Origin of the sequence: Alishewanella sp. WH16-1, from assembly GCF_001441695.1 — a bacterium.
GTDB classification, from domain to species: domain Bacteria; phylum Pseudomonadota; class Gammaproteobacteria; order Enterobacterales; family Alteromonadaceae; genus Alishewanella; species Alishewanella agri.
This window is the reverse complement of record NZ_LCWL01000096.1, coordinates 161,944-175,615: the sequence shown is the minus strand read 5'-3', so window position 1 is coordinate 175,615 and position 13,672 is coordinate 161,944. Positions and strand designations below refer to the sequence as shown.

At 48.7% G+C, this 13,672-nt stretch carries 16 protein-coding genes; 9 read left to right on the top strand and 7 right to left on the bottom strand.

Annotated features, from left to right (window positions below; genetic code table 11):
- Positions 1 to 138: 138 nt before the first annotated feature.
- Positions 139 to 417, top strand: a complete 279-nt coding sequence (locus AAY72_RS09765; protein WP_008606764.1) for a CopG family antitoxin — start codon at positions 139 to 141, stop codon at positions 415 to 417.
- A 234-nt stretch (positions 418 to 651) separates the two neighbouring features.
- Here AAY72_RS09765 and AAY72_RS09760 read toward each other — a convergent pair whose 3' ends face one another.
- The 5 genes from AAY72_RS09760 to AAY72_RS09740 all read right to left on the bottom strand — a co-directional run bounded on the left by AAY72_RS09760 (position 652) and on the right by AAY72_RS09740 (position 2,815).
- Entirely contained in the window at positions 652 to 957 is a 306-nt protein-coding gene (locus AAY72_RS09760) for a nucleotidyltransferase domain-containing protein (RefSeq protein WP_057787176.1), read from the bottom strand.
- On the bottom strand, positions 954 to 1,373 hold the full coding sequence (locus tag AAY72_RS09755) for a nucleotidyltransferase substrate binding protein (protein WP_057787174.1): 420 nt from the start codon (positions 1,371 to 1,373) through the stop codon (positions 954 to 956). The genes AAY72_RS09760 and AAY72_RS09755 overlap by 4 nt, the downstream gene beginning before the upstream one ends.
- A gap of 102 nt (positions 1,374 to 1,475) precedes the next feature.
- Positions 1,476 to 1,934, bottom strand: coding sequence for a hypothetical protein (locus AAY72_RS09750; RefSeq protein WP_057787172.1), 459 nt, complete (start codon positions 1,932 to 1,934; stop codon positions 1,476 to 1,478).
- Positions 1,931 to 2,218: a nucleotidyltransferase domain-containing protein gene (locus AAY72_RS09745; RefSeq protein WP_057787170.1), complete on the bottom strand. Its 288-nt coding sequence runs from the start codon at positions 2,216 to 2,218 to the stop codon at positions 1,931 to 1,933. The genes AAY72_RS09750 and AAY72_RS09745 overlap by 4 nt, the downstream gene beginning before the upstream one ends.
- Before the next feature lie 120 nt (positions 2,219 to 2,338).
- Positions 2,339 to 2,815: a hypothetical protein gene (locus AAY72_RS09740; RefSeq protein WP_057787168.1), complete on the bottom strand. Its 477-nt coding sequence runs from the start codon at positions 2,813 to 2,815 to the stop codon at positions 2,339 to 2,341.
- A 255-nt stretch (positions 2,816 to 3,070) separates the two neighbouring features.
- Between AAY72_RS09740 and AAY72_RS09735 the strand changes: the two genes are divergently transcribed.
- The 8 genes from AAY72_RS09735 (at position 3,071) to yacG (ending at position 10,496) form a co-directional block, all read left to right on the top strand.
- On the top strand, positions 3,071 to 3,781 hold the full coding sequence (locus AAY72_RS09735; protein WP_057787166.1) for a PilZ domain-containing protein: 711 nt from the start codon (positions 3,071 to 3,073) through the stop codon (positions 3,779 to 3,781).
- 129 nt (positions 3,782 to 3,910) lie between these two features.
- Complete coding sequence (locus AAY72_RS09730) at positions 3,911 to 4,717, top strand: ABC transporter substrate-binding protein (protein WP_057787164.1); 807 nt, start codon at positions 3,911 to 3,913, stop codon at positions 4,715 to 4,717.
- Between the two features lie 225 nt (positions 4,718 to 4,942).
- Positions 4,943 to 6,646 (top strand): type IV-A pilus assembly ATPase PilB, encoded by a 1,704-nt coding sequence (gene pilB / locus AAY72_RS09725; RefSeq protein ID WP_057787162.1) that lies wholly within the window; start codon positions 4,943 to 4,945, stop codon positions 6,644 to 6,646.
- 83 nt (positions 6,647 to 6,729) lie between these two features.
- On the top strand, positions 6,730 to 7,959 hold the full coding sequence (locus tag AAY72_RS09720; protein ID WP_057787160.1) for a type II secretion system F family protein: 1,230 nt from the start codon (positions 6,730 to 6,732) through the stop codon (positions 7,957 to 7,959).
- The gene (locus tag AAY72_RS09715; protein WP_057787158.1) at positions 7,959 to 8,837 is read left to right on the top strand and encodes an A24 family peptidase; all 879 of its coding nucleotides are present in this window, start codon (positions 7,959 to 7,961) and stop codon (positions 8,835 to 8,837) included. The genes AAY72_RS09720 and AAY72_RS09715 overlap by 1 nt, the downstream gene beginning before the upstream one ends.
- Positions 8,834 to 9,466 (top strand): dephospho-CoA kinase, encoded by a 633-nt coding sequence (gene coaE, locus AAY72_RS09710; RefSeq protein ID WP_057787156.1) that lies wholly within the window; start codon positions 8,834 to 8,836, stop codon positions 9,464 to 9,466. The genes AAY72_RS09715 and coaE overlap by 4 nt, the downstream gene beginning before the upstream one ends.
- A complete protein-coding gene (gene zapD, locus AAY72_RS09705) occupies positions 9,466 to 10,215 on the top strand; it encodes a cell division protein ZapD (protein WP_057787153.1) in 750 nt (249 codons plus the stop codon). Before coaE ends, zapD begins: the two co-directional genes overlap by 1 nt.
- 47 nt (positions 10,216 to 10,262) lie before the next feature.
- Positions 10,263 to 10,496, top strand: a complete 234-nt coding sequence (gene yacG, locus AAY72_RS09700; protein ID WP_057787151.1) for a DNA gyrase inhibitor YacG — start codon at positions 10,263 to 10,265, stop codon at positions 10,494 to 10,496.
- A gap of 48 nt (positions 10,497 to 10,544) precedes the next feature.
- Here the strand turns inward: yacG and mutT are convergent, their stop codons facing one another.
- The gene (mutT, locus tag AAY72_RS09695) at positions 10,545 to 10,961 is read right to left on the bottom strand and encodes an 8-oxo-dGTP diphosphatase MutT (protein WP_057787149.1); all 417 of its coding nucleotides are present in this window, start codon (positions 10,959 to 10,961) and stop codon (positions 10,545 to 10,547) included.
- Positions 10,945 to 13,665, bottom strand: a complete 2,721-nt coding sequence (secA, locus tag AAY72_RS09690) for a preprotein translocase subunit SecA (protein ID WP_057787147.1) — start codon at positions 13,663 to 13,665, stop codon at positions 10,945 to 10,947. The genes mutT and secA overlap by 17 nt, the downstream gene beginning before the upstream one ends.
- Positions 13,666 to 13,672 lie beyond the last annotated feature (7 nt).

Sequence of the window (13,672 nt, the reverse complement as noted above, 5' to 3'; positions counted from 1 at the left end):
CCCTAACCAGCGTATTATGGTCGTGCAAATCGGCCAGCAGGCTTGCTTAGTCCCGTATGTAGAGACTGAGCATGAACTTTTTTTGAAAACGATTATTCCAAGCCGTAAAGCAACCAAGCAGTATTTGAGGTAAATTCTATGCACGATCCAAAATATACCGCTGACGAACAGGACCTTATCAATGATTTTGTGGCAGAAGAACTGATTTCAGATTTTTCCCCTGAGCGGAAAAATGCACTAATGCAACTCGCTGCCAATAATATCGAACAAGACCGAAAAATCAGTGTGCGGATTTCGGTACGTGATTTGGAAGTTATCCAGCGGCGAGCACTTGAGCAAGGACTACCTTATCAATCGTTGGTAAGTAGCATCCTGCATAAATATGTCTCTGGTGCTTTTAAAGAGGTAGAGCGCTGAACCAAACCTTTTTCGGGGTCAGATACCGTTTGCCGTTTGTTCCGGTCCGTTCGTTTCCGTTGTTCGTTGTTTTTCGTTGTTTCGGGGTCACCCATTAGCCTCTCGGTGTCAATAGCGTAACCGAACCCGCGCGCACGCCAGTGCGCGTATCTTTTCATCCTTGCAAACCTAAACCTTCGGGGTCAAACCTTTAACCTTCGGGGTCAGATACCGAACAACTACCAACGACGAAAACTAAGGATAGATTACCTGACCAATGCGACTGATATGCTCGAGCAATGCCGGGTTCTGAATATCGGATAGCGGTTGTATATCCACCTGGAACGGCAAATTACTATCATCAAAAGCCAGCATTAACTCTGCCAGCATATGCCTGTCGAGCGCTTTGCCCGTTACCGCCAGATCAATATCACTGCGTTCGTGCATGGTACCCTTAGCACGGGAGCCAAAAATAATTGCCGACTCAATTGCCGGGAACTGCTTTAAAGTACTCAGCAATTCAGCATACTGCTGCGGCGACAAACCAAACTGCGGCTTCATTCCTGACCCTGAACGATTTCTTCTAATAGCCCGAGTTGCCACTCCGTTAGCATTGGTAAATAGTCGCTGGCAATGGCTTGCAACACCAGTTCAAACTTAGCGCTGTCATAAGTGTGGCTCATTAAGTTACGATCCCCTATCATTCGCAGCCATACCTCCGCATCGGCGATATATTTAGCCTGATAGGCCAATCTGACAACGGCGCGCGGCGAAATTTGGTCGATTACCAAACCATCATGCTCCATTTTGTCTTTCAGCACCTTCCACGCCAGCTCAAAGGTAAATTCAAAGCGCTGAATAATCCCCTCTTTCTCCAGCTGATTTAATTGCTTCAGATCCTGATCCATCGCCTCGCGCAATAAACCAAAGGCGCGCTGAAAGTTTTGAAAACGTTGCTGCCAGCGGATATCCTGCATCGTTATTCCTTGTTCAAACATTATCTTATCAGCAGAGTATAGCTGAAACCCTCGGGGGCAGATACCAAACCAGCGCTGGCAAAATTCGGCAACTTCTGAATTTTAATGGCGCGTCAGCTGTTTGTCGTCAATATAGCTCAATGCAACCTTTACCAACTCAAGCAGAATGGTGGTATAACGCAGAATCTCGAGTTGCAGGTTTTTTAAATTTTCTACCACATACTCATGTACGATTTCATTTCTGATATCTTTCAGTGTCCTGGCTGTTTGGTTATCTTCAAGCAACCCTTTTTTAACTGCCCGATTAATGGTATCAATTAAACTACCCGCTTCCAGCAATTCAGCGACATCTATAGCGCGATAAAGCTTATTAATTAAAATATCCACCACACGAGCAAAGCGGCTGCTAAGGTTTTCTAAGGCATCATACTGTTCAGCTGTAAGCGGCTTAGTGATATCAATAGGCTGGCACTGCTCAAAGGAGCGCTGTAGCCATTTACTGGCATCCTGTAGCTGTGATGCACATAAAGCTAAATGCGAGGCCGAGCTTAACCTGCTCACAATGATAATTCCTCAGCGGTTGGCTTAATTAACTGCACAAAAGGTTCTGAGCCATCTGCACTGGCGATGATATCTATTTTTTGCTCTCCGAGTTGTTCCAATATTCGCCAACGTGCGGCACGCAGTTTTTGCTTGTCAAAGTGTTGTGATAATACCAGCAAGTCGATATCTCCCCCCCTGGCATTATTGTCTGCTCTAGAGCCAAATAAAAACACTTTGGCATTAGCATCCTCAGCGGTGATCGCTTTAAAAATCACTGATTTTTCATAATCAGACAGACGCATATATTTGCTCCTTAGTGTGTTGGCAGCACTTTCGGCAGACGATAATGAACAATATCATTTATTTACATAGTAGTATAACTGAAAACCCTTAGGGCCAGCTCCTGTGGGCTCCCCAGGTTATTATGGCTTAATATTAATACCCAAATCAGATAAATCATTATCGCGCCAGGGTTCGGGCAAACTCGACTGCGGACAATAATAACCTTGATAGAAAACGTCTGTATCGATTGGTTGGCTTAATACTGGCTGTTCGGCAGTAACCCGGCTCAGTTTAAAACTTACTGCATCGATAACATGATAAAGCACCAACCGCTGTTCAGCTTCGGAAGCTTGAAAGTCGGCACAGGATTCGGTAACCAAAAAGTCTTGGGCGTTAAGCTGCCGGATACTGAGAAACTGGCAAAAATCTCTGGCGCCACCTATGCCATTGGCTCGCAATAGCAATAGCGTCGCATTAGAGGCGTTAGCACAGGGCGTATCCGCAGCGACATAAAAACCCAGCCGTAACGACAGCTGGTTTTTTGCCGGTGCTACCCCGCAGGCGGTTAATAGCGGCAGTAATATTAGCGCGGCGGTCAAACTAAGCAGGCTTTTCATAGCACAGACTGAGTTAAATAGTCGTGCTTAAGTATCGGCTAAGGTCAGGCATTTAGAAAGCGGCTGGGCCAGATCCCTAACACCAAACCCGTCTGAGTATTGATATTCGCGGCCAGCTCAGATTAGGTTTAACGGCTTATTTAACCGCTTAATAGTAGCTAAGGCTATCATATTACTCGCAAATTATTCCGTTGACCTTTATCGGCAGATGTTTCATAGTACTTTAGATTTTCTTTTTATAACCAAGGATGAGTTATGCCTGTTCCACCTTCTGTGCTGCTGTACGAAGAAAGCCCGGCGCCTAGTGGTGACAATAATGACTGGCTAAACTATATCAAGATCGGTCAGCGTTTTGATTTGGAGCTGTTAAGTCAGCGCAAAATTCGCTGTAGCTGCGAATTGCTGGGCTTTCGGCCTGGCAAATATGTGTTACTGCGATTGGACGATGATGCGATCCCGGATAGTCAGTTACTTAGTGGCTTACCATTAATCTGTCGCTTTCTGGTAGAGGATGCGTTGGGTGAATGCTTTGCCTTTCGCAGTGAATTACTGCATATCGTCCGCTTCCCCGATAAAATTATTATGGTTAATTTTCCTCCACTGGTGCAGCGACGCGCGCTTCGTAACGAAAAACGCAATAGTATTTATCTGCCGGCCCGCTTGCGCTTGTCGATGGAGAAACTGGACAAACCGGTACAGGTAGATGGTCACCTGGTGGATATTTCTGCGAATGGCTGTCGCTTCTTATTTAAAACCCCGTACAAGCCTGATTTAATCCGGCTGGCGACGGTTTTAGTCCATATTGCACATGATGTTGCCGAGTTTAATGTCATGCTGCATGGCACTATCCGTAATGCCCGTATTGACGAATATGGCTTAACCGCAGGTATTCAATTTGCGGCGCCAGAACCGGCATTAGCCCGTTTGATTAATGCTGAACTACCGCAGCAAGGCATTGAGCGTTAAGCTGCTATCTTTGTTTTAGCGTCTGTTTCGTCGCGATAAATATCAGCCATAAGCGGCGAAACTTAACTGGCGGTTTAAAGGCTGCCAGCTACACTTAACGAGACGCTAAAACCTGTAAGGAGCTTTGCCATGCGCAGCTTTCCTCTACTGTTGGTTATGTTGTTATCTTTACTCCTGCTTGCTTGTAAACCGGCTGCTAACTCTGGCCCGGCCGCTGAGGTAACGCCCGTTGCGGCCGAAAATCCCCCAGCTTGTGTGTTACGCGCTGGCTTTGATGCCTGGGAACCATACCACTACCTGGGGCAGGGTCAGCAGCCTCAGGGCTTGGATATTGAAATTTTGCAAACCCTGGCCGCCGAATTAAATTGTGAGCTAAGTCTGGAGCAAGACACCTGGGCTGCGTTGCTGCGCAAACTGCAAAGCGGCGAGCTGGATATCTTGCCCGGCGCGTCGATTAGCAGCGAACGTGAGCGTTATGCCTGGTTTTCCCGGCCCTACCGGCAAGAACAGTTTGTGTTGTATCAACGTCAGGATGCTCAGCTTAATTTCCCCAATTTAGCGGCAATGCTGTCGGCCGGGCATAAGATCGGTTTAGTTAGTGGCTATTTTTATGGCACTGAGGTTGACGAGTTACTGGGGCAGATGCCGGAGTCTTTTGTTAGTGCCCAGCTTAGCGAGCTAAATATGGCACGGTTGTTAGATGAAGAAATCAGTGCGCTGCTGGAAGACAGTATGGTTGCCACCGCCATTTTACGCCGCAAAGGTCTGGATCGTTATATTAGTGCCAGCAGCTTACGCCTGCCCGAGTCGGAGGTTTATCTGATGTTAAGTAAAGGCAGTGTCGGCGAACAGCAACTGCAGCAAATTAATGCGGTGCTGGATAAGTTACAGCAGGATGGCAGGTTGGCGAAAATGATTGCTAAATATCAATCCTGAGCAGCGGTTTATCGGGTGCAGCAGGGTTGCGTAACAATAGCAGATAGCCAACGCAACTCTGTAATCTCAGTTTTGCACTAAGTCAGTTTTCCAGCCTGGTGCTATATTAAATAAGACCTTGGTCGCTTTTCGCAGCAAACTAGTGTTAAACCTTGAATATATAAGGGATACTGGCATAATCTGTGTACTATAGATTATGGATAATTTCCGGGGCCTGCAGCCATTATGGCGGTGAATACCAATTCCACGCTTCTTAAACGTTTGATTCAGCAAAGTTTTATCGACGGCGATAAAGCTCAGCGCGTCATTCTGGAAAAATCCCGCCAATACCGTACCTTACCCGAATTACTAATTAACGAAAAACTGATTAATTCCGACACCTTGCATGAAGTGGCGGCCAGTATCGGTAACCATCTGACGCTGGATCTGGAGCTGTTTAACCCAGCTTCTATTCCGGAAGATATGCGTAACGAAAAGCTGACCCGCAAGAGTGATATGCTGCCGTTGAGTAAACGCGGCCGCACTATGTATCTGGCGGTGGTGGATCCGACCAATATCGCGGCGATTGAAGACTTTGAATTTAATGCCGGCATGAATGCTGAAGTCGTGGTTGTGCACTACGACAAATTACATAAGCTGCTAGATAAACTGTTTGAAAATGCTTACGACAGTTTGGGTGGTGCTGAAGGGGATTGGGATCTCTCAGCCATGGGTGTGGTGGTGGAGGATGAGCAGGACGATATCGTCTCAGCGCAGCCGGATAAAGATGACCAGCCCATTATCGCCTTTATTAACAAAATATTGCTGGATGCCATCCGTAAAGGCGCCTCGGATCTGCACTTTGAACCTTACGAGAAAAGCTATCGCATCCGTTTTCGGATTGACGGCATTTTAAACGAGGTCGCCAGCCCGCCGGTTGCCTTATCTACCCGTTTATCAGCACGCCTAAAGGTAATGTCGCGATTAGATATTGCCGAGAAGCGGGTACCACAGGATGGCCGGATTAAACTTAAGCTATCGGCGAAAAAGTCGATCGATTTCCGGGTTAGTACCCTGCCCACCCTGTGGGGTGAGAAAATTGTAATGCGGATCCTCGACTCCGACAGCGCCATGCTGGGGATCGATATACTGGGTTATGAGCCGGAGCAAAAAAAACGTTATTTAGATGCCTTAGCGCAGCCGCAGGGTATGATTCTGGTTACCGGCCCTACTGGTAGCGGGAAAACGGTATCGCTGTATACCGGCTTAAATATTTTAAATACTGAAGAAACCAATATCTCGACCGCTGAGGATCCGGTGGAAATTAACTTACCCGGCATTAACCAGGTGCAGGTTAATCCACGCGCCGGTTTAACCTTTGCTACCGCATTAAAGTCCTTTTTACGTCAGGATCCGGACGTGGTAATGGTCGGTGAAATCCGCGATCTGGAAACTGCAGAAATAGCCATTAAAGCAGCGCAAACCGGCCACCTAGTGCTATCAACCTTACACACCAACTCGGCGCCGGAAACCTTAACCCGGTTACTGAATATGGGCGTACCGGCCTATAACGTCGCCAGTTCAGTATCGTTAATTATTGCCCAGCGTCTGGCGCGGCGCTTATGCCCAAAATGCAAACAACCCGAGCATATACCGGCAGCTGAATTATTACGTCAGGGCTTTCGCGAAGACCAACTGGATAAAATCACTATCTTTAAGCCGGTGGGCTGTGAGCACTGTACTAACGGCTATAAAGGCCGGGTCGGTATTTACGAAGTGATGCCGATTAGCCCGAAAATGGCCGATATTATTATGGAAAACGGTAACTCGCTGGATATTGCGCAGCAAGCCCAGCTGGAAGGGATTAATAATTTACGTCAGTCGGGGTTAATTAAGGCGGCGGCAGGTGTTACCAGCCTGGCCGAAGTCAACCGGGTAACCAAAGGTTAAGCTATTGGCTTACATAAGACTTTTTGATAACAAGAGCTATACTGTTGCAAAGTAGCACACAGAGCTGATAAGGATCCTTGCTGATGGCTCAAAATACAAAATTTAAAATAAAAGAGCTGCAAACCTTTAACTATAAGGGTGTAAATCGTAAAGGCGATAAGAAAAACGGCGAAATTAAAGCCACCAGTATCGCCGAAGCCAAGGCGCTGCTACGCCAGCAAGGCGTTACCCCATCTGCCGTTAAGAAAAAACCGAAATCGCTATTTGGCGATGAAAAGCGTATTACCGCAATGGATATTGCTGTGGTCACCCGGCAGATCGCGACTATGCTCGGCGCCGGTGTCCCGCTGGTGCAATCTATCGATTTGATTGCCAATGGCTCTGACAATAAAAGCCTGCGCACATTAATGCAAAAAATCTCAGTTAAAATTCAGGCCGGTTTACCGCTATCCGATACGCTGCGTGAGCATCCCAAGTATTTTGATGATCTCTATTGTGACCTGGTCAAATCGGGCGAACAGTCGGGTGCCCTGGATAAAATCTTTGATCGGATTGCGATTTATAAAGAAAAAGCCGAAGCCTTAAAATCAAAAATTAAAAAAGCGATGTTTTACCCTGCTGCTGTTGTTGTTGTCGCCGGTATTGTAACCTCCATATTGCTAATCTTTGTGGTGCCACAGTTTGCGGAAATTTTTGGCAGCTTTGGTGCTGAGCTGCCGGGCTTTACCCTTTTTGTACTCGGTATTTCCGAGTTAATGCAAAAGTATTGGTGGGTGGTGCTGGGCGCTATTATTGTTGCTGGCTATCTCACAGGTAAAGGCTATAACAATAATCTGCAATTCCGCACGGCTTGTGATGCCATGCTACTCAAAGCCCCGGTATTTGGCATGATTCTAAATAAGGCGGCAGTAGCGCGTTATGCCCGCACCTTGTCGACCACCTTTGCCGCCGGCGTGCCGCTAATTGAAGCGCTGGAATCGGCGGCCGGCGCTTCTGGCAATGAAATTTACAAAAAGGCGATTCTTGATGTGCGTGACGAGGTTTCGTCAGGTAATCAAATGCATTTTGCAATGAAGCAAACCGATCGTTTTCCGGAAATGGTCATTCAAATGGTATCGATTGGCGAAGAGTCCGGCTCGTTGGATAGTATGTTGTCGAAAGTCGCCAATATCTATGAGCAGGAAGTCGACGATGCCGTCGATGGCCTAACCGCCCTGTTAGAGCCGCTGATTATGGCGGTACTGGGGGTGATTATCGGTGGCCTGATTATCGCTATGTATCTGCCAATCTTCCAGATGGGTAATATTGTTTAATGTCAGAATTTATCCTGTTATTACAACAGCACAGCTGGTTGTATCTGCTGTTGGTGTTTATGTTTAGTCTGGTCATCGGTAGTTTTTTAAATGTGGTAATTTACCGCCTGCCACTGATGATGGAGCGGGAATGGCAGGCTGAGTTTCAGGCCTATTTTCAGCAAGCGCCCTCAAGTGCAGTAACTGAGCGTTTTAACCTGGCCGTGCCCCGCTCCGCCTGCCCCAGTTGCCATACACCTATTACAGCCCGCGATAACATCCCGCTTTTAAGTTGGTTATGGCTAAAGGGCCGCTGCCGGCATTGCCATACCAGGATCAGTATCCGCTACCCGGCCGTAGAGTTACTGACCGCGCTATTAGCCACTACGGTTGCCTGGCAATTTGGCGTCACCACCACAGCCGCGATCTTGCTGCTGATCACCTTTGGTTTGGTTGCCCTCAGTTTTATCGATATCGATAAGATGCTGCTGCCAGACCAGATTACCTTGCCCCTACTATGGCTGGCCTTAGTATTTAGTTTAAGCGAGCATGCCTTGGTCGATCCGGCGACGGCGATCTTAGGTGCGGCTTGCGGTTATTTAAGCCTGTGGGCGGTGTATTGGGGCTTTAAGCTGCTAACCGGTAAAGAGGGCATGGGCTATGGTGATTTTAAGCTGTTAGCCATTTTTGGTGCCTTACTGGGCTGGCAACAACTGCCCTTGATTATTCTGCTCTCGTCGCTGGTAGGGGCGGTGATCGGGGCAACACTGCTGAGTATTCAGGGTAAAGATAAAGCCACGCCTATCCCCTTTGGCCCCTATATCGCAGCAGCAGGCTGGATTGCTATCTTATGGGGCGAACAACTTACCGGCGCTTATCTGTCTTACCTCGGCCTATGAGTACGCTAACCGGCAAACTACTGATTGGCTTAACCGGTGGCATCGGCAGCGGTAAAAGCACTGTAGCCGAGCAGTTTCGTGTTTTGGGTGCTGGTTATGTTGATGCCGATATCGTGGCACGCGAAATAGTCGCACCCGGCACACCCGCCTTAGCCGCTATTAGCGAGCACTTTGGTGCTGAGTTATTGCAGGCCGATGGCAGCTTAAACCGCGCTGCGCTGCGCCAGCGCATCTTTAGTGACCAGACCGCCAAACTCTGGCTGGAACAGTTACTGCATCCGGCGATCCGGGAGCAGCTGTTTGCCCAGTTAACCGCCCTGCCTACACCCTATGCGCTGCTGGTTGCTCCCTTGCTATTGGAGAACGGTCTGGATATATTCTGCGACCGGGTATTGCTGGTCGATGTTAGCGAGCAAACCCAGTTAAAACGCACCATAGCACGCGATCAGAATAATGCTGAGCAGGTAAAAGCCATTATGGCCGCGCAACTGGGCCGGCAACAAAAACTGGCCCGGGCTGATGATATCATTGACAATAATGGCAGTTTGTCGCAACTCACTGAACAAATTGCGCATTTACATGAAAAATATCTTGAACTTAGCCGAGAAATAAGACACAAAGAGCAGTGATGACTGCTGAAATAGTATACGAACACCCGCTAAATACCAAAATCCGCACCTATTTGCGGGTTGAGCATTTGTTTACCCAGCTTTCCAGCTTACGTACTGGCCAGGATGAAGCGCAGCAACTGAGCTTTTTTAGCACCCTATTCAGCCTGCTCGATATGCTGGATCGCAATGATATTAAACCAGACCTGCTGAAAGATTTGGAACGCTGCGAAAGCCAATTGGTACAATGGTCGCGCCATCCCGCTGTATCTGATAAAAAGCTGCAACCATTACTACAACAAGCTCTGCGTTTTCAAACGGAACTGATCCGTTGTGGCAAGCTAGCAATGTCACTTAAAGAGGATAAATTTTTAGCGCCATTACGCCAGCGGTTTGCATTACCAGGCGGTTGCTGCTTCTTTGATGTGCCGCAGCTGCAATATTGGCTAAAGTTACCAACCAGTGAGCAACAGCAACAAATTAGTGGCTGGCTGGCACAACTGGCACTTACTGAACAAACGTTGGCTTTTGTGCTGAACTTTATTCGCCAACGCGGTGAATTTACAGAACTGCAGGCGGAAAACGGCTTTTACCAGCAAAATGCAGAGCAATTTGAATTGTTGCGGATTAAATACTCTCAGGATTGTTACTCTTTCCCCACGGTCAGTGGCAATCGTTATCGTTATGCAATCCGCTTTATGCAGTTATCAGAGCAGGATGGCCGCAGTGCTTGTAGTAACGATATCCGCTTCCAACTGGCTTGCTGTTAAGAACCAAGCTAAACTGCGGGCCTGATGTTAGCTCTGCAGGAATATCTATGACCACCACGGTAAAATGCCCTACTTGCGAAAAAACGGTTATTTGGAGCGCGCAATCGCCGTTCCGGCCATTTTGTTCTGAGCGCTGTAAGCTGATTGATTTAGGTGACTGGGCGGCAGAAAATCACCGCATCCCCGACAAACAGCCGATTGATACCGCCTTATCTGAAGAGTTTCTGGCTGAGTTAGAGCAGGAATTTCTGGCGAAAGACAACCAATTCTTTCAAGAGTGACCAGGGATTAGAGAGTATTCAGGGCTGGTTGGCGGTTAATGGCAGCGGCTAAGCACTAACCAGAAAAGCCGCCTGCAATTGCTCAACAATCGGCTGGTTAGCATCGGGCAGCGATAACTGGTCCAGCTCACTCAGCTCTGCCCAATATAAAGGCTGCCCCTCAGCGCCATGCGGTTCGCCGCTAAAGTCGGTAACCAGATAAATATCCAGCAACACACAACGCTCCGGATATTCATGTTGCAGCTGCATAAAAGGCTCGGCCTCTAATACTGTAATGCCGATTTCCTCAGCCAGCTCGCGCTTTAACGCCGCCGCTACCGTCTCGCCCTGCTCCAGCTTACCGCCGGGAAACTCCCAGCGGTTCGCCTGATGCTTACCGGCAGCGCGTTTGGCCAACAGCACCTGCTGTTGGCGCAAAATCACGCCAACCGCGACATGCAGTAAGGGCTTAGCTAAGCTGGCCATGGCACTGCTTATACTTTTTGCCAGAGCCACAAGGACAAGGATCGTTTCGGCCTACCTTAGTGCCGTCACGATACACCGGCGCATTGCCTCGCACGCCTTCCGGCAGCTCGCCACCCACATGCTCAGCTTCGGCGTGTTGATACTGATGTGGTACCTGATCGGCTTTACGGCGTTGTTCTTCTACCGCTTCCACATCTTCAGACGCCCTTACCTGTACCCGGCTTAAAATGCCGATCACATCCAGCTTCAGGTTTTCCAGCATAGTAGTAAACAGCTCAAACGCTTCGCGCTTATATTCCTGTTTCGGGTTCTTCTGCGCATAGCCACGCAGGTTAATGCCCTGCCGCAAGTGGTCCATCGCCGCCAGATGCTCTTTCCAGTGGCTATCGAGGCTTTGCAACATAATGGCTTTTTCAAACTGGCGTAACACCTGTGGCCCCACCATTTGCTCTTTCAGGGCATAGGCGGCGCCGACATCTTGCTGAATGCGCTCACGCAGTTTTTCTTCAAACAGTTTCTTATCGTCTTTCAACCACTGACCAATCGGCAGCTCAACCCCAAAGTCGGCTTGCAAGCGTTGCTCCAGACCCGGAATATCCCACATTTCATCCAGCGATTGTGGCGGAATATATTCGTTAATCACCCGTTCGACCACATCTTCACGGATAGCGTGAATGGTTTCACTGATATCGGCGGTGTCTAACAGGTCGTTACGTTGCTCATACACCACTTTACGCTGATCGTTGGCAACATCATCGAATTCCAGTAATTGCTTACGGATATCAAAGTTTCGGGCTTCTACTTTACGTTGGGCGTTTTCGATAGCACGGCTAACCCAAGGGTGCTCAATGGCTTCGCCCGGTGCCATACCGAGCTTACGCATCATGCCGGCCATCCGATCCGATGCGAAAATACGCATCAGTGCATCTTCTAACGACAGATAAAAACGTGATGAGCCAGGGTCACCCTGACGACCGGCACGACCGCGAAGCTGGTTATCAATACGGCGGGATTCATGGCGCTCAGTACCGATAATATGCAAGCCACCCGCCGCGATCACCGCATCGTGGCGCTGCTGCCAGTCTGCTTTAGCGGCAGCGATTTGCTCGTCTGTAGCCTCCGCGCCCAAGGCTTTTAATTCAGCCTGTAAGCTACCGCCCAGCACGATGTCGGTACCCCGACCGGCCATATTAGTGGCAATAGTAACAGTACCGGCGCGGCCGGCATCGGCAATAATCTGCGCTTCGTTAGCGTGGAACTTGGCGTTTAGTACCTGGTGGGTAATTTTCGCTTTGTGTAGCAGGCTGGATAAGTACTCTGAGCTTTCAATCGAAGCGGTACCGACTAACACCGGGCGCTTGGCATCGCGTGCTTGTTTGATGTCCTCGATGATGGCATTGTATTTATCTTCTGCCGTCAGGTACACCAAATCAGCCATATCGTTACGCACCATCGGCTTATTAGTTGGTACTACTATGGTTTCCAGGCCATAAATTTGCTGGAATTCAAAGGCTTCGGTATCGGCGGTACCGGTCATACCGGCCAGTTTGTCGTATAAACGGAAGTAGTTCTGGAACGTAATCGAAGCCAGCGTCTGGTTCTCGTTCTGGATCCGTACACCCTCTTTGGCTTCCACCGCCTGGTGTAAGCCTTCTGACCAGCGACGGCCTTCCATAGTCCGGCCGGTGTGCTCATCAACAATCACGATTTCGCCGTCTTTAATCACGTAATCCACGTCACGCTTAAACAGCTGGTGCGCCCGTAAGGCCGCATAAACATGGTGCAGTAAGGTGATATTCGCAGCGGAGAATAAGGTGTCCTGCTCGCCAATCATGCCCTGCTCGCGCAGCATCTCTTCAACTTTGATCTGGCCTTGCTCGGTCAGGTAAACCTGCCGCGCTTTTTCGTCCACGGTAAAGTGACCATCACCGTGCTTGCCTTCTTCGTCTTCTTTTTCCTGTTTTTCCAACAGCGGTACCAGCTTATTAATTTGCTTGTACAGCTCAGAGCTGTCTTCGGCCGGGCCAGAGATAATCAGTGGGGTACGGGCTTCGTCGATTAAAATCGAGTCGACTTCGTCGATAATGGCGTAGGCCAGGTCACGTTGTACCCGGTCCTGCGGTGAGAACGCCATATTGTCGCGCAGATAGTCAAAGCCAAACTCGTTGTTAGTACCATAGGTAATATCGGCAGCATAAGCTTTTTGCTTTTCCGGATGTGGCATGCCCGGTACGTTAACGCCAACCGTTAAACCGAGGAAACTAAACAGCGGCTCGTTAGTTTGCGCATCGCGTTTTGCCAGGTAGTCGTTAACAGTAATCACATGTACAGACTTGCCGCTAAGCGCGTTCAGATAGGCGGGCAGCGTAGCGGTCAGGGTTTTACCTTCACCGGTGCGCATTTCAGAAATCTTACCCTGATGCAGCACCATACCGCCAAGTAGCTGCACATCAAAGTGCCGCATGCCAAATACGCGCTTACTGGCTTCACGCACTGTGGCAAAGGCTTCCGGCAGAATATCATCCAGACTGGTACCGTTTTGCACCCGTTGTTTGAATTCGCTGGTTTTACTTTTTAGTTGTTCGTCACTCAGCTTTTCGTATTCGGCTTCCAGCGCGTTAATTTGCGCCACGGATTTTTTCAGTTTCTTCAGAAAACGGTCGTTGCGGCTGCCAATTATTTTGGCGAAAAGATTTCCAAACATTATCCCA

Coding starts and splice junctions, on each gene's coding strand:
- AAY72_RS09765 (WP_008606764.1), top strand. CDS start 139: ATGCACGATCCAAAATATACCGCTGACGAACAGGACCTTATCAATGAT.
- AAY72_RS09760 (WP_057787176.1), bottom strand. CDS start 957: ATGAAGCCGCAGTTTGGTTTGTCGCCGCAGCAGTATGCTGAATTGCTG.
- AAY72_RS09755 (WP_057787174.1), bottom strand. CDS start 1,373: ATGCAGGATATCCGCTGGCAGCAACGTTTTCAAAACTTTCAGCGCGCC.
- AAY72_RS09745 (WP_057787170.1), bottom strand. CDS start 2,218: ATGCGTCTGTCTGATTATGAAAAATCAGTGATTTTTAAAGCGATCACC.
- AAY72_RS09740 (WP_057787168.1), bottom strand. CDS start 2,815: ATGAAAAGCCTGCTTAGTTTGACCGCCGCGCTAATATTACTGCCGCTA.
- AAY72_RS09735 (WP_057787166.1), top strand. CDS start 3,071: ATGCCTGTTCCACCTTCTGTGCTGCTGTACGAAGAAAGCCCGGCGCCT.
- AAY72_RS09730 (WP_057787164.1), top strand. CDS start 3,911: ATGCGCAGCTTTCCTCTACTGTTGGTTATGTTGTTATCTTTACTCCTG.
- pilB (WP_057787162.1), top strand. CDS start 4,943: ATGGCGGTGAATACCAATTCCACGCTTCTTAAACGTTTGATTCAGCAA.
- AAY72_RS09720 (WP_057787160.1), top strand. CDS start 6,730: ATGGCTCAAAATACAAAATTTAAAATAAAAGAGCTGCAAACCTTTAAC.
- AAY72_RS09715 (WP_057787158.1), top strand. CDS start 7,959: ATGTCAGAATTTATCCTGTTATTACAACAGCACAGCTGGTTGTATCTG.
- coaE (WP_057787156.1), top strand. CDS start 8,834: ATGAGTACGCTAACCGGCAAACTACTGATTGGCTTAACCGGTGGCATC.
- zapD (WP_057787153.1), top strand. CDS start 9,466: ATGACTGCTGAAATAGTATACGAACACCCGCTAAATACCAAAATCCGC.
- yacG (WP_057787151.1), top strand. CDS start 10,263: ATGACCACCACGGTAAAATGCCCTACTTGCGAAAAAACGGTTATTTGG.
- mutT (WP_057787149.1), bottom strand. CDS start 10,961: ATGGCCAGCTTAGCTAAGCCCTTACTGCATGTCGCGGTTGGCGTGATT.
- secA (WP_057787147.1), bottom strand. CDS start 13,665: ATGTTTGGAAATCTTTTCGCCAAAATAATTGGCAGCCGCAACGACCGT.